The sequence below is a fragment of the Xenophilus sp. genome (assembly GCF_044462705.1).
GTDB lineage: Bacteria > Pseudomonadota > Gammaproteobacteria > Burkholderiales > Burkholderiaceae_C > Xenophilus > Xenophilus azovorans.
Map to the genome: position 1 here is coordinate 1 of NZ_JBIQNC010000082.1, position 19,631 is coordinate 19,631.

Annotated in this window: 17 protein-coding genes and 1 pseudogene; 7 read left to right on the plus strand and 11 right to left on the minus strand. The window is 72.2% G+C overall.

The features are described from left to right. Positions 1-105: 105 nt before the first annotated feature. From ACIY1X_RS13775 to ACIY1X_RS13785, 3 genes are all read right to left on the minus strand, one after another. A complete protein-coding gene (locus ACIY1X_RS13775) occupies positions 106-2,322 on the minus strand; it encodes a TonB-dependent receptor (RefSeq protein WP_399681277.1) in 2,217 nt (738 codons plus the stop codon). 160 nt (positions 2,323-2,482) lie between these two features. After that, on the minus strand, positions 2,483-3,250 hold the full coding sequence (locus tag ACIY1X_RS13780; RefSeq protein WP_399681280.1) for a class II glutamine amidotransferase: 768 nt from the start codon (positions 3,248-3,250) through the stop codon (positions 2,483-2,485). 8 nt (positions 3,251-3,258) lie between these two features. Then, positions 3,259-4,758, minus strand: a complete 1,500-nt coding sequence (locus ACIY1X_RS13785) for a DHA2 family efflux MFS transporter permease subunit (RefSeq protein WP_399681282.1) — start codon at positions 4,756-4,758, stop codon at positions 3,259-3,261. A gap of 80 nt (positions 4,759-4,838) precedes the next feature. Between ACIY1X_RS13785 and ACIY1X_RS13790 the strand changes: the two genes are divergently transcribed. After that, positions 4,839-6,089 (plus strand): putative zinc-binding metallopeptidase, encoded by a 1,251-nt coding sequence (locus tag ACIY1X_RS13790; RefSeq protein WP_399681284.1) that lies wholly within the window; start codon positions 4,839-4,841, stop codon positions 6,087-6,089. On the opposite strand, the gene ACIY1X_RS13795 is transcribed toward ACIY1X_RS13790, so the two are convergent. Together ACIY1X_RS13795 and ACIY1X_RS13800 are read right to left on the minus strand one after the other, a co-directional pair. Beyond that, positions 6,076-7,335, minus strand: a complete 1,260-nt coding sequence (locus ACIY1X_RS13795) for a 6-phosphofructokinase (RefSeq protein ID WP_399681286.1) — start codon at positions 7,333-7,335, stop codon at positions 6,076-6,078. The genes ACIY1X_RS13790 and ACIY1X_RS13795 overlap by 14 nt on opposite strands. Beyond that, complete coding sequence (locus ACIY1X_RS13800) at positions 7,332-7,553, minus strand: cysteine-rich CWC family protein (RefSeq protein ID WP_399681289.1); 222 nt, start codon at positions 7,551-7,553, stop codon at positions 7,332-7,334. Before ACIY1X_RS13800 ends, ACIY1X_RS13795 begins: the two co-directional genes overlap by 4 nt. 89 nt (positions 7,554-7,642) lie before the next feature. Here ACIY1X_RS13800 and ACIY1X_RS13805 point away from each other — a divergent pair, with 89 nt between their 5' ends. Next, positions 7,643-8,935, plus strand: a complete 1,293-nt coding sequence (locus tag ACIY1X_RS13805; RefSeq protein ID WP_399681291.1) for an MFS transporter — start codon at positions 7,643-7,645, stop codon at positions 8,933-8,935. Between the two features lie 21 nt (positions 8,936-8,956). Here ACIY1X_RS13805 and ACIY1X_RS13810 read toward each other — a convergent pair whose 3' ends face one another. Continuing rightward, positions 8,957-9,265 (minus strand): DUF2917 domain-containing protein, encoded by a 309-nt coding sequence (locus ACIY1X_RS13810; protein WP_399681294.1) that lies wholly within the window; start codon positions 9,263-9,265, stop codon positions 8,957-8,959. Positions 9,266-9,348: 83 nt separating this feature from the next. On the opposite strand from ACIY1X_RS13810, the gene ACIY1X_RS13815 reads away from it, so the two are divergent. Beyond that, positions 9,349-10,278, plus strand: a complete 930-nt coding sequence (locus ACIY1X_RS13815) for a LysR substrate-binding domain-containing protein (protein ID WP_399681296.1) — start codon at positions 9,349-9,351, stop codon at positions 10,276-10,278. Here ACIY1X_RS13815 and ACIY1X_RS13820 read toward each other — a convergent pair. Genes ACIY1X_RS13820 through ACIY1X_RS13830 form a run of 3 tightly spaced genes read right to left on the minus strand, consistent with a single transcriptional unit; the run spans position 10,265 to position 13,439 of the window. Then, a complete protein-coding gene (locus tag ACIY1X_RS13820) occupies positions 10,265-11,242 on the minus strand; it encodes a Bug family tripartite tricarboxylate transporter substrate binding protein (RefSeq protein WP_399681299.1) in 978 nt (325 codons plus the stop codon). The two genes, ACIY1X_RS13815 and ACIY1X_RS13820, sit on opposite strands and share 14 nt — an antisense overlap. A gap of 42 nt (positions 11,243-11,284) precedes the next feature. Beyond that, entirely contained in the window at positions 11,285-11,734 is a 450-nt protein-coding gene (locus tag ACIY1X_RS13825; protein WP_399681302.1) for a cupin domain-containing protein, read from the minus strand. Then, positions 11,727-13,439, minus strand: coding sequence for an alkaline phosphatase family protein (locus ACIY1X_RS13830; protein ID WP_399681304.1), 1,713 nt, complete (start codon positions 13,437-13,439; stop codon positions 11,727-11,729). Before ACIY1X_RS13830 ends, ACIY1X_RS13825 begins: the two co-directional genes overlap by 8 nt. 119 nt (positions 13,440-13,558) lie before the next feature. Here ACIY1X_RS13830 and ACIY1X_RS13835 point away from each other — a divergent pair, with 119 nt between their 5' ends. Continuing rightward, positions 13,559-14,464 (plus strand): LysR family transcriptional regulator, encoded by a 906-nt coding sequence (locus tag ACIY1X_RS13835; RefSeq protein WP_399681306.1) that lies wholly within the window; start codon positions 13,559-13,561, stop codon positions 14,462-14,464. A gap of 3 nt (positions 14,465-14,467) precedes the next feature. On the opposite strand, the gene ACIY1X_RS13840 is transcribed toward ACIY1X_RS13835, so the two are convergent. Both ACIY1X_RS13840 and ACIY1X_RS13845 read right to left on the minus strand, forming a co-directional pair. Further along, entirely contained in the window at positions 14,468-15,298 is an 831-nt protein-coding gene (locus ACIY1X_RS13840; RefSeq protein WP_399681308.1) for an alpha/beta hydrolase, read from the minus strand. A 13-nt stretch (positions 15,299-15,311) separates the two neighbouring features. Then, positions 15,312-17,504 (minus strand): malate synthase G, encoded by a 2,193-nt coding sequence (locus tag ACIY1X_RS13845; RefSeq protein WP_399681310.1) that lies wholly within the window; start codon positions 17,502-17,504, stop codon positions 15,312-15,314. 159 nt (positions 17,505-17,663) lie between these two features. Here ACIY1X_RS13845 and ACIY1X_RS13850 point away from each other — a divergent pair, with 159 nt between their 5' ends. From ACIY1X_RS13850 to ACIY1X_RS13860, 3 genes and pseudogenes are all read left to right on the plus strand, one after another. Next, positions 17,664-18,380 carry an aspartate/glutamate racemase family protein gene (locus ACIY1X_RS13850; RefSeq protein WP_399681313.1) on the plus strand — a complete coding sequence of 239 codons (717 nt, stop codon included), beginning with the start codon at positions 17,664-17,666 and terminating at the stop codon, positions 18,378-18,380. 39 nt (positions 18,381-18,419) lie between these two features. After that, positions 18,420-19,298: a 1-acyl-sn-glycerol-3-phosphate acyltransferase gene (locus tag ACIY1X_RS13855; protein ID WP_399681316.1), complete on the plus strand. Its 879-nt coding sequence runs from the start codon at positions 18,420-18,422 to the stop codon at positions 19,296-19,298. Beyond that, positions 19,289-19,631: pseudogene (locus ACIY1X_RS13860) on the plus strand (dehydrogenase); the annotation flags it as partial. The gene ACIY1X_RS13855 and the pseudogene ACIY1X_RS13860, both read left to right, overlap by 10 nt.

The window sequence follows — 19,631 nt, forward strand, 5'->3', positions numbered from 1 at the left end:
CGTTGCGCTCCTTGTGCGTGCCGACGCACGCACGGCGTCGCGCGCCTACAGGGGCAGGCTGTGGCGAGCTTCGCGACCCCTTCCATAGCGTTAACAGGCCCTAGGTCAGAAGTCGATGCTGCCGCTGAGCATGAAGGTGCGCGGGTTGCCCTGCACCAGGTAGTTCGAGCCGGGGTAGCCGCCGGCCGAGGCCCAGTAGGACTTGTCGGCCACGTTGTCGATGCGGGCGCGCAGGGTGAGCAGGCGGCCGTTGCCGATGTCCATCAGGTAGCGCGCGCCGAGGTCCAGGCGCGTCCAGTCGGGGATGTGCTGCGTGTTGGCGGCGTTGACGAACTGCTTGGAGGTGCGGATGACGCGCGCGCTCAGTGCCAGCCCCGGCACGCCCGGCACGTCCCACTCGGCACCGATGTTGAGCTGCGACCTGGGCACGCCGATGACGGTGTTGCCGTTGTAGGCGCCGCCCGCCGTCGCGCGCTGCTGCGCGTCGATCATCGTCAGGCCGCCCAGCACGCGCAGGCCCTTGAGCGGCTCGCCGAACACCGACAGCTCCATGCCGCGGTTGACCTGCTCGCCGTTGGGGCCGAACGCGCCGTTCTGCACGAAGTACTGCGGCTGCGAAGTCTGGAAGAAGGACAGCGCGCCGCCGAGGCTGCCGCCGTCGTACTTGGCGCCCACTTCCTTCTGCTTGGAGCGGTAGGGGGCGAACACCTCGCCGCCGTTGATCACCACGGCCCCGCCCGACGTCGACGGCGCCGTCTCGCCGGGGATCAGCGCCTCGATGTAGTTCGCGTACAGCGAGATCTCCTTCGTCGGCCTGACCACGATGCCCACCACCGGCGTGGTGCGCGCGGCCTCGTAGCCGGCGCTGAACAGGCCGGTGGTGTAGCTGTAGGTCTTGCTTTCGATGTTCTGCCGCCGCGCCCCGAGGGTGAGCAGCACCCGGTCGTCGGCGAAGGACATCGTGTCGGCGATGGCGATGCTCCTGGAGCGGTAGCGCGCCTGCACCAGCGGGTTGGCCATGTCGCCGCCGGCGGTGGTGGCGTCGGCCAGCGGCTCGTCGCTGTCGTAGTGCGAGTACAGCAGGTCGCGCAGGCCGCCGAAGGCCGAATAGGCGTAGGCGTTGCGCCGCTTGTTGTCGTACGTGGCGGCCGAGACCGTCAGCGTGTGCTTGACCGGCCCGGTGGCGAAGCTGGCGCGCGCGCCGACCTCGCCGGTGCCCACGTCGTCCTTGCGGACGTTGTCGAAGCGGTAGCTCGACATCAGGCCCTGCGGGTTCAGGATCGTCGGGTTGGCCAGCTCGTTGTGCTCCTTGCCCCGGCGCACGCCGGCGGCGGCCCAGAGGGTGACGCTGTCGGTCACGTCGAACTCGCTGCGCACGGTGGCGAACAGGTCCTTCTCCTTCGAGAAGCTCCACGGCTGCGCGTAGTTGGCGTCGGACTTTGGCGGGCGCGGCACGGGGAAGGTCGCGCCCGGCGTCACGTTGGGCCGGCCCTGGTCGATCTGGTGGTCCTGGTAGCCGAAGTCGGCCGAGATGCGCACGCGCCGGCTGCGCCAGTCCAGGCCCACGCCCAGCGCGCTCAATTCGCGGTGCTCGTCGTCCACGCCGGTGCCGCCGTCGCGGCGCACGGCGTTGATGCGGATGCCGGTGCTCTGGTCGGGCCCGAAGCGGCGCGCGAAGTCCAGCGAGGCGTAGCCCTGGCCGCCGGACTGGATGCCGAAGCCCAGCCGGGTGAGCGGCTCGTTGGGTGCGCGCTTGGGCAGCAGGTTGATCGCGCCGCCGATGCCGCTGCCGCCGGGCGCGGCGCCGTTGAGGAAGGTGCTGGCGCCGCGGAACACCTCCACCCGCTCGAAGAACTCGGAGGCGACGTACTGGCGCGGCAGCATGCCGTACAGGCCGTTGTAGGAGATGTCGTCGGAGCCGAGCTGGAAGCCCCGCACCATGTACAGCTCCTGGAAGTTGCCGAAGCCGCGCGCGGCGCGCACCGAGGGGTCGTTGAGCAGCACGTCGGCCACGCTCTTGGCCTGCTGGTCCTGGATCAGTTCGTTGGTGTAGCTGGTGGCGTTGAACGGCGTGCTCATCGTGTCCTGCGTGCCCAGGATGCCGACCCGCCCGCCGCGTGCCACCTGGCCGCCGGCGTAGGGCTTGGCCAGGCCCTCGGCGGAGGCGTCGGCGCTGGCCTCCACCGTCACGGTGCTCAGGGTGTCCTGGGCGGCGGCCGGCGCGGGATCGGACGCCGGTGTCTGGGCCGAGGCGGCCAGGGCCTGGACGGCCAGGAAGAGCGCGGCGGCCAGCGGCCGCGGGGCGAAGAGGTGGGACGGCATGATGGCGCGCACTTTAGATTCGAATGAGAACCGTTATTGTTTCCTTTCGATCAACGCCATCGTGATACTTTGGCGCGCCGCTTCGCCGAAAAGCCGAAAGAAAGTATCGGGATGAGGCGCCCGCGCAACGCCGCGGCGGCCGGCGAAGGGCCGGCCCGCGTCAGCCGCCGAGCCGGCAGCCGTCCTGGAACACCCGCAGCTCGCCGGCCGCGAAGGGCTGCCAGGTCTCGTTGGTGGTCAGCGGCGTCGTCACCACCACCGCCACCCGGTCGCTGGGCGTGGTGTGCTGGGCGAAGTCGATGGACAGGTCCTCGTCGGCCAGCCGCGCCTCGGTGAAGGGGTGTCGCCGCTCGATGGACCACAGGTGCGTGGACGCGTGCGCCCACAGGGCCTGCCCGTTGGACAGCATGAAGTTGAAGGTGCCGTGCCGTGCGATGCGCGGCGCCAGCTCGCGCAGGGTCAGCGTCAGCTCGGGCACGCTGGGCACGCCGGCATGCGACTTGGCCAGCTCCTGCATCAGCCAGCAGAAGGCGTGCTCGCTGTCGGTGCTGCCCACCGGGCGGAAGTGGCCGTGCAGCCGGGGGCGGAAGTCCTTCAGGTCGCCGTTGTGCGCGAACACCCAGTAGCGGCCCCACAGCTCGCGCACGAAGGGATGGCAGTTCTGCAGGTTGACGGCGCCCTGCGTGGCCTTGCGGATGTGGGCGATGACATTGCGGCTCTTGATCGGATAGCGGCGGATCAGCCCGGCCACCGGCGAATCGCAGGCCGGCTGGTGGTCGACGAAGTGGCGCAGCCCGCGGTCCTCGAAGAAGGCGATGCCCCAGCCGTCGGCATGGTGGTCGGTGCGCCCGCCGCGCTGCGCGAAGCCCGTGAAGCTGAACTGCACGTCGGTCGGCACGTTGCAGTTCATTCCCAGAAGTTGGCACATGGCGTCGATCAGCCTCCCTCGCGGGGGGTGTCGGCGGCGGCCGGCTGCTCGCGCAGTTGCCAGGCCGCGCACATCGCCAGCAGGCTCAGCGCGGCCAGGAGCAGGAACACCTCGTTGAACGCCGCCAGCCGCGCCGGCCCGGTGGCGGGGTGGGCCAGCGAGTCGCCGTGCGCGGCCAGCCGCCATTCGAGCACCACCGCGCACAGGCTCACGCCCGCGGCCCCGCCGAGCTGGCGCAGGAAGCTGATGGCGCTGGCGCCCTGCGGGATCAGCGTCCTCGGCAGCGGCCGCATCGAGCCGAGGTTGAGCGAGGGCAGGATGAAGCCCAGGCCGACCCGGCCGATGGCGGTGAACAGCACCAGCAGCCACAGCGGGGCGGCCAGGTCCACCACCGGCATCAGCGCGAAGGAGGCCGCCAGCAGCGCCAGCCCCACGCCCACCAGCAGCCAGGTGGGCTGCCGGTCGGCCAGCCGGCCCACGACGGGGATGACCAGGGCCAGCACGATGCCGGCCGGCAGCATGATGGTGCCCACGTGCGAGGCCGACAGCTGCAGCGCCACCAGCATGTACACCGGCAGCAGGTAGGTCGAGCCGAACAGCGCCGTGCCGTAGATGAAGGCCACCACCGTGCCCATGGCGAACTGGCGGAAGCCGAACAGGCCCACGTCCATCAGCGGCTCGTGCCCGGGGCCGGCCTTGGCCAGCCTGCGCTCCCAGGCGATGAACACGGCCAGCGCGGCCGCCGCCAGCGCCAGCAGCAGCGCGGCCTGCGCCGGCGCGTCGCCGCGCAGCTCCACCAGGCCGTTGAGCAGGCACAGCGTGCCGAAGGTCGCCACCAGCATGCCGCGCCAGTCCAGCCGCACGCCGCGCGCCGCCGTCGCGCCGCCGGGCGCCGTCGCCGGCACGAACTTCCAGGCCAGCCAGAAGGCGACCAGGCAGAAGGGCACCACCATGAAGAAGATCGAGCGCCAGCCGAACAGGTCCACCAGCACGCCGCCGATGCTGGGCCCCACGGCCGGCGCCAGCACCACGCCCATGCCGAAGATGCCGCTGGCGCGGCCCTGCTCGTGCGGCGCGAAGGCGCGCAGGATGATGATGGCCGGGATCGGCTGCACCACGCCGGCCGCGAGGCCCTCGGCCACGCGCGCCGCCAGCACCAGCGCGAAGTGCTGCGCCAGCCCGCCCAGCAGCCCGCCGGCCAGCAGCAGCACCATGCAGCCGACGTAGGTGCGCCGGTAGCCGAAGCGGCCCAGCAGCCAGGGCGTGGTGAGCATCGACACCGTCATCGCCACCATGAAGCCGGAGCTGACCCACTGGGCGCGCTCCTGGCCGAGCCGGAAGTGCTGGCTCAGCCCCGGGATCGCCACGTTCACGATGGTCGAGGACATGATCGAGGCCATCACCCCGACCATGACCGACAGCAGCAGCAGCCAGCGGTACCGCTCGCCGTAGCGTTCGCGCAGGGAGCCGGCGGTCGCCGGCAGCGGTGTGGGGTCCAGGGAGGTCATCGGAAGGCAGAGCGGCGTCCTACAAGCATATCGGCTTCGCCTGCCCGGGGGCCGCCGATGCGGGCGGCACAATCGTGCGCATGTCCACCCCCGAGCCATCACCGGCGGCCGACGCCGCAGTCCCCGGCACGCCGGCCGAGGAACTCGCCGCGCCCACCGTCAGCCGCGCCTACGTGTGCCAGTGCGGGCGGCCGGTGTACCTGGGCAACAGCCAGTGCCTGGCCTGCGGCACGCCGCTGGGCTACGTGATCGAGCGCCTGGGCGTGGTGTCGCTGGCCCCCGCGGCCGAGCCCGACGCGTACACCGTGTTCGACCAGCCCGGCGGCCAGGCCTACCGGCGCTGCGCCAACTTCCTCACCGCCGCCGGCTGCAACTGGATGGTGCCGGTGCCGCCCCTGAGCGCCGCGGCCGAGGCGCACAGCCACGGCCTGGCGGAGGGCTTCTGCCTGGCCTGCAGCACCACCCGCACCATTCCGGACCTGTCGGTGCCGGGCAACGACGAACTGTGGCGCAAGCTGGAGCGCGCCAAGCGCCGCCTGCTCTCGCAGCTGCTGGCGCTGGGGCTGCCGGTGCGCACGCGCTTCGTCGATCCGGCGCACGGCATGACCTTCGACTTCCTCGGCAGCGTGCCGGGCCAGGCGCCGGTGATGACGGGCCACCACAACGGCGTCGTCACGCTCAATGCCGAGGAGGCCGAGGACGCCGTGCGCGAACGCATCCGCGCCGAGATGCGCGAGCCCTACCGCACGCTGCTGGGCCACTTCCGCCACGAGATCGGCCACTTCTACTGGAACGTGCTGGTGCAGGACACGCCCTGGCTGGAGGGCTTCCGCCAGCTCTTCGGCGACGAGACGCAGGACTATGCCGCCGCCCTGCGCCACCACTACGACAACGGCCCGCCGGCCGACTGGGCGCTGCGCTACGTGACCAGCTACGCCAGCACCCATCCCTGGGAGGACTGGGCCGAGACCTGGGCCCACTACCTGCACATGGCCGACACCGCCGACACGGCCCTGAGCTTCGGCATCAATGCCACCAACGTCGAGTTGACCAGCGACCTCTTCGGGCCTGCCGACCTGTGGCAGCCCGAGCATCCCGACGCCGGCCGCTTCCTGGACTTCCTCAACGGCTGGGTGCGCCTGACCGGCGTGCTCAACGAGCTGTCGCGCAGCATGGGCCAGCCGGACTTCTACCCCTTCGTGCTGCCGCGCGCGGCGGTGGGCAAGCTGCAGTTCATCCACGAGGTGATCACGGCGCAGCGCGAGGACACGGCGGCCGCTGTTGCCACCTCGCCGCCGGCCGAGGCGCCGGCGCCGCTCAGCCCGGCGTGAAGGCGGGCAGCTTCTTCGGCACCGGCGTGTTCTTCAGCGCGGCGTAGACCGGCAGGCCCTGCCGGTAGCGCGGGTAGTCCTCGCCCTCGATCAGCGGCTGCAGGTAGCGCACCGCCGCCTCGGTGATGCCGAAGCCGTCCTCGCTGATGAACTCGCGCGGCATGGTGCGCTCGGCGTTGGCCACCTCCGCCAGCGGCACGCTGGCCAGTTGCCAGGCGTAGGGCGCGTCGCCGGTGCGCTCGATCGCGGCCATCACGGCGTTCTGCCCGGCCAGCGCCAGTTCCACCGCGTGGCGGCCCACCGCATAGGCCTGCTCGACGTCGGTGCGCGAGGCCACGTGGCGCGCCGCGCGCTGCAGGTAGTCGGCCACCGCCCAGTGCACCTTGTGGCCCAGCGCCGCCTTGACCATCTGCGCCACCACCGGCGCGGCGCCGCCCAGCTGCGCGTGGCCGAAGGCGTCGCGCGCGCCCTGCTCGGCCAGGAAGCCGCCGTCCGCGTGGCGGCAGCCCTCTGACACCACCACCGTGCAGCAGCCGTGCTCGCGCACCAGCGCATCCACCCGCGCCAGGAAGCGCTCGCGGTCGAACGCGACCTCGGGGAACAGCACCGCCACCGGGATGCCGTGGCCGGCCACCAGGCCGCCGGCCGCGGCGATCCAGCCGGCATGGCGGCCCATCACCTCGATCACGAACACCTTGGTGGAGGTGGCGGCCATCGAGCGCAGGTCGAGCGAGGCCTCCAGCGTCGACACCGCGACGTACTTGGCCACCGAGCCGAAGCCGGGGCAGCAGTCGGTCAGCGGCAGGTCGTTGTCGATGGTCTTGGGCACGTGGATCGCGGCCAGCGGGTAGCCCATGGCCTGCGACAGCTGGCTGATCTTGAAGCAGGTATCGGCCGAATCGCCGCCGCCGTTGTAGAAGAAATAACCGATGCCGTGCGCGCGGAACACCTCGATCAGCCGCTCGTACTCGCGCCGGCTGTCCTCCAGCGACTTGAGCTTGTAGCGGCAGGAGCCGAAGGCGCCGGCCGGCGTGAAGCGCAGCGCGGCGATGGCTTCGGCCGGCTCGGCGCCCGTGTCGATCAGGTCCTCGGCCAGCGCGCCGAGGATGCCGTTGCGCCCGGCGTACACCGTGCCGATGCGCCCCGGGTGGTGGCGCGCCGTCTCGATCACGCCGCAGGCCGAGGCGTTGATCACCGAGGTGACGCCGCCGGACTGGGCGTAGAAGGCATTGGGGGCGGTGGTCATGTGCAGTCTCCGTGGACGGGGGCGCGGGCCGCTTCGGCGGCGCAGCGCGCGCAGATGCAGGCGCGCCCGCGTGCCGCCGGCGGCACGCGGCGCAGCAGCGCATCGGGGAAGTCGGCGTCCATGCACCAGCAGCGGGGCATGGCCTCGCCGGGCGCGCGCGGCGCGGCCATCGCGCAGCCGTTGCCGGCACCGCACAGGGGGCAGCGGGCGGTGTTCACGGCAGGTTCCGGCACAGGCATGGCGCGATTCTGCTGCGCCGCGCGCGTGCGGCCAACCCGTTCCCGCCGGACTTCGTACCATCGCCCCCTTGCCTCCTTCCAAGCCGCCCCCCGCCGCCACGCCGCCGTCCGCCCGCACGGGCTGGCGCGATCCCCTGCTCCACATGCTGATCGCGCTGGCCTGCGCCTTCGCGCTCAGCCAGGCCTTCCGCACCCTGGGCGCGATGATGGCCACGCCGCTGATCTCCGCCTACGGGCTGAGCGCCCGGCAGCTGGGCCTGTGGTCCAGCGCCTTCCACCTGGGCTTCGGCCTGCTGCAGATCACCATGGGGCTCTCGCTGGACCTGTACGGCGTGCGCCGCACCGTCCTGTGTGCGTTCCCGATGGCCGTCGGCGGCGCCGCGCTGTGCGCCTTCGCGCCGGGCTTCGGCGCGCTGGTGCTGGGGCAGGCGCTGATCGGCATCGGCTGCGCGCCCGCCTTCCTGGCCTGCACCGTGTTCATCGCGCGGCACTTCGCGGCCGAGCGCTTCACCGCCATGTCGGGGCTGGCGATGAGCATCTCCGGCCTCGGCATCCTGTTCACCGGCACGCCGCTGGCGTGGCTGATCGAGGCCTTCTCGTGGCGCGCCGGCTACGTGGCGCTGGGCGGCGTGGCGTTGCTGGCCTGGCTGGCCGTGTACTGGCGCGTGCGCGAGCCGGCGCCGCCGCGGCCGGCGCAGGACGACGCCACTGGCGGCGGCGCCCGGCCCTCGCTGCGCCAGGCGCTGCGCGAGATGCTGCCGCTGCTGCGCCTGCCGCACACCCGCGGCATCCTGTGCTTCGCCGCCGTGTCGTATGCCGCCTTCATCACGCTGCGCGGCCTTTGGCTCGGGCCGATGCTGCACGACCGGCATGCGCTGTCGCTGGTGGCCAGCGGCAACGTCGCGCTGGCGATGACGCTGACGGGCATCGTCGGCCCCTCGCTGTTCGGCCGGCTGGACCCGGGGCGCGCCCGCCGGCCGCGCTGGATGGCGGCCTGCGCCGGCCTGGGTGCCGCCCTGTTCGCCGTCATGGCGCTCACCGGGCACCTGTGGATCGACATCGTCCTGCCCGTCTTCTACGGCCTGCTGTCGGGCTACAACGTGCTGCAGTACGCCTACGTCAAGTCTTCCTACCCGGCGGCCGTCACCGGGCGCGCCATCGCGCTGCTCAACACCGCCATGTTCCTCGGCGTGGCGCTGATGCAGTGGCTCACCGGCGCGGTCGCCACCTGGGCCGCGCAGCAGGGCATCGAGCCGCTGCGCGCCGCCTTCCTCACCGTGGCGGCGATGCTGGCCGCCGGCGCTCTGGCCTTCGCGCGGATGCCGCAGGCGCGCACGGCGCCCGCGATGCCGGCGCCCTGAGGCCGGCGCGCCGCCCGCGGCTCAGGCCGGGCACAGCCCCGGCTGCCCGAACTGCCGGGGCACTGCGGCCGGCGCGGCCAGCGGCAGTGCGGCGGGGCGCGTGCCCGAGACGCTGATGCACGACGCCTCGAGCGCCGACACCAGCATGCGCCGGTGCTCGCGGCCCTCGAAGCGCTCGCCCGGCGCGAGCACGATGTCGCGCGGGTCGCGGTCCATCGTCACCCACACGCTGCCGCTGCGGCAGGTGATGCCGACGCCGGCGCCGTCGGGCAGCGTGAAGATCGCCCGGGCGGGCAGGCCGAGCTGGAAGCGGTTCGGATCGGTCGCCATGGGGTGCTCCTTTTGCATTCGCAATGAGAATGAATATAGTGAGCATGGCACCGCTGTTCACGCGATCATTCGGAACTCGTTGCATGCGTAGAGAGAATGCGAACAGCGAGCATGCGCTGCCTCCCCTGGAACTGCTCAGGAGCTTCGAGGCGGCCGCGCGCACGCTCAGCTTCACGCAGGCGGCCGGCGAGCTCAGCCTCACCCAGTCGGCCGTCAGCCGCCAGATCCAGCAACTGGAGGCCAGCCTGGGCGTGCTGCTGTTCGAGCGCCGCCACCGCGCGCTGGCGCTCACCGAGGCCGGCCGCGTGCTGCAGCGTGCGGTGGTCGACAGCCTGGAGCGCCTGCGCGACGCCACCGCCCGGCTGCGTGCGGTGCCGCCGCTGCGGCAGGTGGCGCTGACCTGCACGCCGGGCTTCGCGACGCTGTGGCTCATTCCCCGGCTGGCGCGCTTCACCGCCACGCGGCCGCAGGTCGACGTGCGCCTGTCCGCCACGCTCGAGGTGCAGGACCTCGAGCGCAACCGGCTCGACCTCGCGGTGCGCTTCGTGCCGATCGCGCGCGGCACGGGGCCGGCGCTGTTCGAGGAATCGGTGATGCCGCTGTGCGCGCCGGCGCTGGCCGGGACGCTGCGCACGCCGGCCGACCTGGCCCGGCACACGCTGCTGGCCATCGAGATGCCGAACCACGCCGAGGCCCCGACCTCCGACTGGGAGCCCTGGCTGCAGGTGATGGGCCTGCCCGAGCTGCGGATGAAGAACTCGCTGCGCTTCAGCCAGTACGCCGACGCAGTCGCCGCCGCCGTGGCGGGCCAGGGCGTGGTGATCGGCCGGCTGCCGCTGCTGCACGAACTGGTGCACGGCGGGCAACTGGTGGCGCCCTTCGGCGCCGGCGCGGCATCGCAGCGCGGCTACTTCATCGAGAGCGCGAGGCGCGCCGCCGGCAATGCCGACGCGCAGGACTTCGTGCGCTGGCTGCGCGCGGAGGCCGAGGCGGTGCCGGCTACTGGGCCTTGAGGCCGGCGCTCTTCACGAGCTTCGACCAGTAGTCCAGCTCGCTGCCGATGAGGGTGCCGAACGCGGCGGGCGTGTCCGGCTCGGCGGCGGTCATGCCCAGGTCCAGCAGCCGGTCCTTGACCTCCTGCTGCGTCATGATGCGCGCGAGGGTGCGGCTCCATCTGTCGACCAGCGCGGCGGGCAGGCCGGCGGGGGCGACGATGCCTTCCCATTCGCGGATCCCGAAGCCGGTGATGCCGCTCTCGGCGATGGTGGGCACCTCCGGCAGGGCCGCCAGCCGCGCCGGGCTGGTCACGGCCAGGGGCCGCAGCTTGCCGCCGCGCACCATCGGCACGGCCACCGAGGTGGTGGCGAACATCGCGTCCACCTGTCCGCCCAGCAGGCCCTGCACGGATTCGGAAGGCCCCTTGAAGGGCACGTGCAGCATCCGGGTGCCGGTGGTCTGGCAGAAGGCCGCGCCCAGCAGGTGCGCCGGCGAGCCGATGCCGCCCGAGCCGTAGGTGAGCGCGTCGGGCTGCGCGCCGGCCCGCTGCACCAGGTCGCGCACGGAACGCACCGGCGAGCCGGCCGGCACCACCAGCACGTTGTACAGCCAGGCCAGGTTGGCCAGCGGCGCCAGGTCGCGCTGCGTGTCGTAGGGCGTGCGGCCGAACAGCGCGGGCAGCACCGTGTGCGTGAGGAACATGATGCCCACGGTGTAGCCGTCGGGCGGCGCCTTGGCGACCGCGTCCAGGCCGATCATCCCGGTGGCGCCGGGGCGGTTCTCGACCACGACCGGTTGCTTCCATTCGTGCTGCAGGCGCTCGCCGACCACGCGCGCCAGCACGTCCGGCGGGCTGCCCGGCGGCAGCGGGACGATGATGCGGATGGGGCGGTTCGGGTAGTCGGCCTGGGCCGCGGCGGGTTGCGCGAGCGCGCAGGCGCCGAGGGCGCCCAGCAGTGCGCGGCGGTTCATCGTCATCATGGGTCGTCTCCGTTGTGGTGTGCCTTGCCTGCCCGTGCGCGCTCAGGCCGCCGAGGACACCGGCGGGAAGAAATGGACGCCGTACTCGTCGGCCACGCGCACCACCTCGGCCGGGCTGGCCATGTTGTGGATGCGCTGGTACAGCTCCACCAGCCGGCCGGCGGGCGCGGCCCAGAACAGGGCGGTCACGGGCTTGCCCGAGTTGTTGAAGAAGGCATGCGGCAGGCCGCGCGGCATGCGCACCAGGTCGCCCGCGGACGCCGAGCTCGTGCGCCCGTCCAGCAGCAGGTCGATGCGCCCGTCCAGCACGTAGATGTATTCGTCCTGCTCGGGATGCACGTGCGGCGGCACGAAGGTCTCCTCGGGGAAGGTGGCGTGCCAGGCGAAGCTGTCGTCGGTCATCTGCTTGGGCACGTACACCTGGCCCAGGATGTTCCAGGACACGCCGTCCATGCCGGTGTGCGCGCGCGTGATGTCGGGGCTTTCATTCATGGGTGGGGGCTCCTTGGGGCGAGGTCAGGCGGTCCAGGGTGGACTTGACCAGCGGGTTGGTGGATGCGAAGCGGGGCTTGAAGTGGCGGCGCGCGTCGGCCAGGTCCTGCTCGTCCCAGTAGCCGATCAGGATGCCGCCCTCGGTGATGCGCGGCTGCACCTCGACCGACTCGATGGTGCCGTCGGCCACCGTGGTGCGCTGGCGCGGCGCGCGCGCCCAGCGGAACAGCGCCTCGTGCAGCCGCGCGCGCGCGGCGACGTGCTCGGGCGCCCCGGAGGCGCCCAGGTCCTCGAACTCGTTCGGGTCGGCGGCCAGGTCGAACAGCATCGGGCGGAAGTGCTCGAACAGCACGTACTTCCAGCGGCCGTCGAAGATCATGCGCATCCAGGCATCGCGCGGCCTCACGCCCAGCTCGATGCGCGACTCCTGGAACGAGAAGTCGTACTCGCACACCACGTGCTCGCGCCAGTCGGCCGGCCGCTGGCCGAACAGCAGCGGCCGCAGCGAGCGCCCGTCCATCGCGTGCGGCAGCGCGGTGCCGCCGTACACGTCCAGGAAGGTGGGCGCCAGGTCGATCGCCTCCACCAGCGCGTCGCAGCGCGTGCCGCGCGCGGCGTCGGCGCGCGGGTCCGGGTCGTAGACGATCAGCGGCGTGCGGATCACCGGCTCGTGGAACAGGTCCTTCTCGCCCATCCAGTGGTCGCCCAGGTAGTCGCCGTGGTCGGCGCAGAAGACGATCATGGTCTCGTCCATCAGGCCGCGCTCCTCCAGGAAGGCGAACAGCACGCCCATCTGGTCGTCGATCTGCTTGATCAGCGCCATGTAGCCGGGCATGACCGCCTCGCGCACGCCTTCCTTCGAGAAGGTGCGCGAGACGCGGTGGTTCATCATGGCCCGGAAGACCGGGTGCGGATCGGCGCGTTCGCGCTCGCTGCGCACGGCCGGCAGCGCGTCCTCGGGGCCGTACATGCTGGCATAGGGCTCGGGCGCGATGTAGGGCCAGTGCGGCTTGATGTACGACAGGTGCAGGCACCACGGCTGCTCGCCGGCCTCGCGGATGAAGTCCATCGCGCGGCGCGTGATGTAGGGCGTCTCGGAGTGCTCGTCCGGGATGCGCGCGGCGCGGTTGGAGTACTTGAGGAACCAGCCCGAGCGCAGGCGCCCTTCCTCGTCGACGGTGGCGTTGGCCCACTCCTCCCACGGGTTCTCGCCGTCGAAGCCGTTGGCGCGCAGGTAGTCGCTGTAGCTCGGGTCGGGGTCGTGGCCGGAGTAGGGATGGATGCCGTCGTCGCGCTCGTAGGGGTCGAAGCCGCACTCGGCGATGCGCACGCCCACGGTCGACTGCGGGTCGATGCCCAGCCGCGACATGCCGGCCAGGTCGGCGCGCATGTGCGTCTTGCCCACCAGCACCGAGCGCACGCCCAGCGGGCGCAGGTGGTCGCCGATGGTCGGCTCGCCGGCCTTGAGCGGCACGAAGTTCCAGCTCGCGCCGTGGCACTGCACGTAGCGGCCGGTGTAGTAGCTCATGCGCGAGGGGCCGCACACCGGCGACTGCACGTAGGCGCGGTCGAAGATCACGCCGCGCGCGGCCAGCGCGTCGAGATGGGGCGTGTGCAGCCGCGGGTGGCCGTAGCAGGACAGGTGGTCCGCACGGAGCTGGTCGCACATGATGAAGAGGATGTTCCTGGCGCGTCGTGGGGACATGGGTTCCGCCGTGGTCTAGAGGTCGTGCATGGATGCTAGGCAGCGCCCGTGCAGCCGTGCTTCGCCATTTCTGATGCTGATAACCTCCGGTTATTGCGATGGAGGCACCCCCGATGCGGATGCAACAGTTGCACCTGCTGCTGGCCCTGGCCGAGACCGGCAGCCTGCGCGCGGCGGCCGAGACGCTGCACGTCAGCCAGCCGGCGCTGACCAAGGCGCTGCGGCAGCTCGAGGAAGAGTTCGGCGCCACCCTGGTGCAGCGCTCGCCCAAGGGCGCCCGCCTGGCGCCCGCCGGCGAGCTGCTGGCCGCGCGCGCCGCCTCCGCGCTGCGCGAGCTCGCCCGGGCGCGCGAGGAGGTGGCCTGGCACGTCGAGCGCACGCATGCCTCGATCGGCGTCGGCGTGTCGCCCGCGGCCGCGGCGCTGCTGGTGCCGGGCGCGGTGGCGCGCTTTTCCGCGCGCTGGCCGCAGGTGCACATCCGGCTGGTGGATACGCTCTATCCGCGCGCCTTCGCGCAGCTGCGGGCCGGCGAACTGGACCTGGCGATCGGCCCCCTGCCCGGCGAGGGCGGCGGCCGCGACATCCTGATGCAGCCGCTGTTCGACAGCGACCTGGTGGTCGCCGCGCGCAAGGGCCATCCGCTGCAGCACGCGCGGCGCCTGGCGCAGCTGGCGGACGCCGCCTGGGTGCTGACCGGGCCGGCCGGCGGACCGGGCGACCCGGCGCACCTGGGCCTCTGGCCCGCGGGCACGGCGGCGCCGGCCACGCCGCTGGTGTGCGAGTCCTTCTCCACCTTGCTGGCCGTGCTGTGCGAACTCGACTGCGTGGGCCTGATGCCGCACGGCTTCTTCGACTACTACGGCCCGCGCATGGGGCTGGTGCGGCTGCCGATCCGCGAGCCGCTGCCCGCCACGACGGTGCACGTGATGTGGCGCGCCGACGCTCCGCTCACCGTGCCGGCGCAGCGCCTGCTGGACGCCCTGCTGGAAGAAGCACGCCGGCTGGCGCGGCCGGCCTCGGGTTGAGGCTCAGCGGGCGGGGCAGGCGCGCTCGACCAGCGCGCGCGTGTGCCGGTGCAGCGCCGCATCCGGCGAGATCCAGGTGCGCAGCAGGCTGAAGTGGTCGTCGCCGTCCGGCGCGAGGCAGGTGCCGGCATTGCCTGCTGCCTGCCAGGCCGCATGCATGTCCCGGTTCTGCGCGAGGAAGGCCGGCGTCTCGTCGCCGCCGACGGCGAACAGCGCCGGCGGCAGGCCGCCGCACACGCGCCGCACGGGGGAGCAGCGGGCTGCGGCGGCGGCGTCCAGCCGCAGGTTGGCGTTGAGCGTGGTGTCGACCAGCGGCGTGAGTTCATAGATGCCGCTGAGCGCGATCACCGCCGCGATCGGGCTGGCCGGCAGGCCGCGCGCCGGCCAGTCGGTCAGCGCCAGCTCCACCGCCAGGTGCGCGCCGGCCGAATGGCCGGCGACCACCAGCGGCAGTGCCCCGCCGGTCTCGCGCAGCACAGCAGGCACGGCCTCGCGCACCGCCTCGGTCAGCGCGTCCAGCGTGACCGACGGGCACAGCGGGTAGTTGGCCAGCGCCACGTGCAGCCCGAGCGCCGCCAGGCCCGGCGCCAGGAAGCGGAACAGCGCCTTGTCGCGCGACTGCCAGTAGCCGGCATGCAGGTAGAGCAGGGCGCCGCGCGCCGGCCCGGTTGCGGTGAACAGGTCGAGCGTCTGGCGCGGCTGCGTGCCGTAGGGCACGTCCAGCCGCGGCGCGCACTGCGCCACGGCCGCCCGGCCGTCGGCCTCGTAGCCGGCGAGCAGGGCCGCAAAGCCGGGGCGGGCCTGGCCTTCGACGTACTGGAACTGCGCGCTCACGGCGCCACGCACCTCAGCCCGCGGCCTTGACCTTCAGCCGCCACGCATGCAGCAGCGGCTCGGTGTAGCCGCTGGGTTGCTCGATGCCCTTGAACACCAGGTCCTGCGCGGCCTGGTAGGCGGCGCTGGTCTTGAAGTGGCCGGCCATCGGCTTGTACAGCGGGTCGCCGGCGTTCTGCTTGTCCACCACCGCGGCCATGCGCTCGAAGGTGGCGTTCACCTGCTCCTTCGTCACCACGCCGTGCAGCAGCCAGTTGGCGATGTGCTGGCTGCTGATGCGCAGCGTGGCGCGGTCTTCCATCAGGCCCACGTCGTGGATGTCGGGCACCTTGGAGCAGCCCACGCCCTGGTCGATCCAGCGCACCACGTAGCCCAGGATGCCCTGCACGTTGTTGTCCAGTTCGGCCTGCTTCTCGGCCTCGGTCCAGTTCGGCGTGGCGGTGATGGGCGGCTGCAGCAGGTCGCCCAGGATGTTGTCGCGCTCGGCCTCGGCGTCGATCTTCTCCAACTCCTTCTGCACCTCGGCCACGTTGACCTGGTGGTAGTGCAGCGCGTGCAGCGTGGCGGCGGTGGGCGAGGGCACCCAGGCGGTGTTGGCGCCGGCCTTGGGGTGCGCGATCTTCTGCTTGAGCATGTCGGCCATCAGGTCGGGCATGGCCCACATGCCCTTGCCGATCTGCGCCTTGCCGCGCAGGCCGCAGTTCAGGCCGGTCAGCACGTTGTTCTTCTCGTAGGCGGCGATCCACTTGGTGTTCTTGATGTCGCCCTTGCGCAGCATCGGGCCGCCCTGCATGGCGGTGTGCATCTCGTCGCCGGTGCGGTCGAGGAAGCCAGTGTTGATGAAGGCCACGCGCGCCGGCGCGGCGGCGATGCAGGCCTGCAGGTTCACGCTGGTGCGGCGCTCCTCGTCCATGATGCCCAGCTTGACGGTGTCGGCCGGCAGGCCCAGCAACTGCTCGACGCGGCCGAACAGCTCGTTGGCGAAGGCGACTTCCGCCGGACCGTGCATCTTGGGCTTGACGATGTAGATGCTGCCGGTGCGCGAGTTGCGCAGGCCGTCGGCGCCCTTGCCTTGCAGGTCGGCCATGGCGATGGCGGTGGTGATCACCGCATCCATGATGCCTTCCGGAATCTCCTTGCCCTCGCCCCACAGGATCGCCGGGTTGGTCATCAGGTGGCCCACGTTGCGCACGAACATCAGCGAGCGGCCGTGCAGCTTCACTTCACCCTTGCCGTCGGGCGCGGTGTAGACGCGGTCGGCGTTCAGGCGGCGGGTGAAGGTCTTGCCGCCCTTGCTCACCTCCTCGGTCAGCGTGCCGAGCTGGATGCCGAGCCAGTTGCTATAGGCCAGCACCTTGTCCTGCGCGTCCACCACGGCCACGGAGTCTTCCAGGTCGAGGATGGTGGAGAGAGCCGCCTCGACGATCACGTCGCTCACGCCGGCCGGGTCGGTCTTGCCGATGGGCGTGCTGCGGTCGATCTGGACGTCGAGGTGGATGCCGTTGTGCTTCAGCAGCACCGACGAGGGGTTCGCCGCGTCGCCCTGGTAGCCGGCGAAGGCGGCCGGGTCCTGCAGGCGCGTGCTGCTGCTGTGCAGTGCGACGACGAGCTGGCCGTCCTTGACGCTGTAGCCGGTCGCGTCCTTGTGCGAGCCGTTCTCCAGCGGCGCGGCCTGGTCGAGCACTTCGCGCGCGAAGGCGATCACCTTGGCGCCGCGCACCGGGTTGTAGCCCTTGCCCTTCTCGGCGCCGTCGGTCTCGGCAATGGCGTCGGTGCCGTACAGCGCGTCGTACAGCGAGCCCCAGCGGGCGTTGGCGGCATTGAGCGCGTAGCGGGCGTTGAGGATCGGCACCACCAGCTGCGGGCCGGCCTGCAGGGCCAGCTCGGCATCGACGTTCGCGGTCGTGGCCTTCACGCCCTTGGGCTGCGGCAGCAGGTAGCCGATCTTCTCCAGGTGGGCGCGGTAGGCGGGCATGTCCGTGACGGGGCCCGGGTGGGCCTTGTGCCAGGCGTCCATCTCGGCCTGGATGCGGTCGCGCTCGGCCAGCAGGGCGGCGTTCTTGGGCGCGAGGTCGTGGACGATGGCATCGAAGCCCTTCCAGAAGGGCTCGCTTTGCAGGCCGACCGTGGGCAGCACCTTGTCTTCGATGAAGCGGTACAGCTCGGTCGCCACCTGCAGGCGCTGGGTCGTGGTGCGTTCGGTCATGGGGACTCTCGGACGGGAGGGCGGCGGGGCCGCCGGAAGGTTGCTAGAAAACAGGGGATCGCGTGCGCGCGACAAGCATGACGCCGACGCTCGAACCACACTGTATTTGATACCACGGCAAAGATTAATGGCCGGGTAATCCAATAATTTGTGACTTAAATGAATGTAATCAAGCCCCTGCACATCGGCATCGTCGGCTGCTCCGCTGAGGGCGCGGCCCTGTGCTACCGCACGATCTGCGCCGAGGCCCCGGCGCTGCTCGGGCCGCACGCGCACCCGGAGGTGTCGGTGCACACCCCCTCGCTGGCCGACTACGTCGCCTGCCTGGAGCGCGGCGACCTGCAGGGCGTGGGCGAGCTGATGCTCGAATCGGCCCGCAAGCTGGCGGCCATCGGCGCGGACTTCCTGGTCTGCCCGGACAACACCATCCACCAGGCCTTCGGCCACGTCGCGCCGCGCTCGCCGAAGCCGTGGCTGCACATCGCGGAGGTGGTGGCCGACGAGGCGGCGCGCCGGGGCCTGCGGCGCATCGGCATCAGCGGCACCCGCTGGCTGGTCGACAGCGAGGTCTACCCGGCCGCCTTCGACGCGCGCGGGCTGGCATGGCTGCGGCCCTCCGAGGCGGAGCGCGACGAGATCCAGCGCGCGATCATGGACGTGCTGGTACCCGGGCTGGAAGGGCCGCCGCGCGAGGCGGCCGTCGCCTGCTTCCAGCGCGTCTTCGCCCGCATGAAGCAGGCCGGCTGCGACGCGGTGGTGCTGGGCTGCACCGAGATCCCGCTGGTGATGAGCGACGCCAACTCGCCGCTGCCCACGCTCGACTCGACCCGGCTGCTGGCGCGCGCGGCGCTGCGGCGGTCGGTCGGCGCCGGCTGATTTGCGCGATCCGCCCGGGTGCGCCAGACTGCGCCGGCCATGAGCCTCCCGCCGCCGGCCGCCCTCGACGCGCTCACCGACGTCAACCTCGCCGACCTGCTGGACTCGGCCGGCCTCTCGCGCCTGCACGGTACGCCGTTCGGCCGCCTGCTGCGGCCCCCGGCGCGCCGCTTCGCCCGGGTGGCGCACGAGTTCGACCGGCGGGTGGGAGCGCACGGCCTGTCGCAAGGCAGCGCCTGGCTGATGGCGCAGATGACGGCGGGCCTGCGCACGACGGGTGCCGAGCGGGTCCCGGCGCACGGCCCGGTGGTCATCCTGGCGAACCACCCGGGCATGACGGACACCGTCGCGCTGTTCTCCAGCCTGCCGCACCGGCCCGACCTGCGGGTGATCGCGCTGGACCGGCCCTTCCTGCGCGCCCTGCCGCACGTGGCGCGGCAGCTGATCTTCCTGCCCGGGGACGCGTCCGGCCGCATGGCGGCGCTGCGCGCCGGCGCCCGGCACCTGCAGGACGGCGGCGCGCTGCTGACCTTCCCCGCGGGGGAGATCGAGCCCGACCCGGCCGCCTTCGGCCTGGAACGCGCGCTGGCCTCGCTGGAGAGCTGGTCCGACAGCTACCGCCTGTTCGCCCGCCTGGTGCCCGGCACACGCTTCGTGCCGGCGCTGGTGACCCATGTCATCTCGTCCGCCGCGCAGCGCCATCCGCTCACCCTGCTGCGGCGCACGCCGCCCGACCGCGAGAAGCTGGCGGCGGCGCTGCAGATCACGCTGCCGCGCTACCGCCGGGGCGTGGCCCGGGTGCGCTTCGGCGAGGCGTACCTGGCGGACGAGGCGGGTCTGCCGCAACTGGGTGCCGGCATGGCCGCGCAGATGCGGCAGCTTCTGCTCGCGCACGACGCGGAGTGCGGATGCCCGTGATCCAGGCCCGCGCCTGCTGGCTGGCCGAGCCCGGCCGCGCCGAACTGCGCACCGAGGCCCTGCCGGCGCCCGGCCCCGGCGAAGTGCGGGTGCGCGCCCTGCACAGCGGCATCAGCCGGGGCACCGAGACGCTGGTGTTCCGCGGCGAGGTGCCCGAAAGCGAGTTCGAGCGCATGCGCGCGCCCTTCCAGCAGGGCGCGTTCCCGGCGCCGGTGAAATACGGCTACAGCAGCGTCGGCGTCGTCGAAGCCGGGCCGCCCGAACTGCTGGGCCGCCCCGTGTTCTGCCTGCACCCGCACCAGTCGCACTACGTGGTGCCGGCCGAGGCGGTGC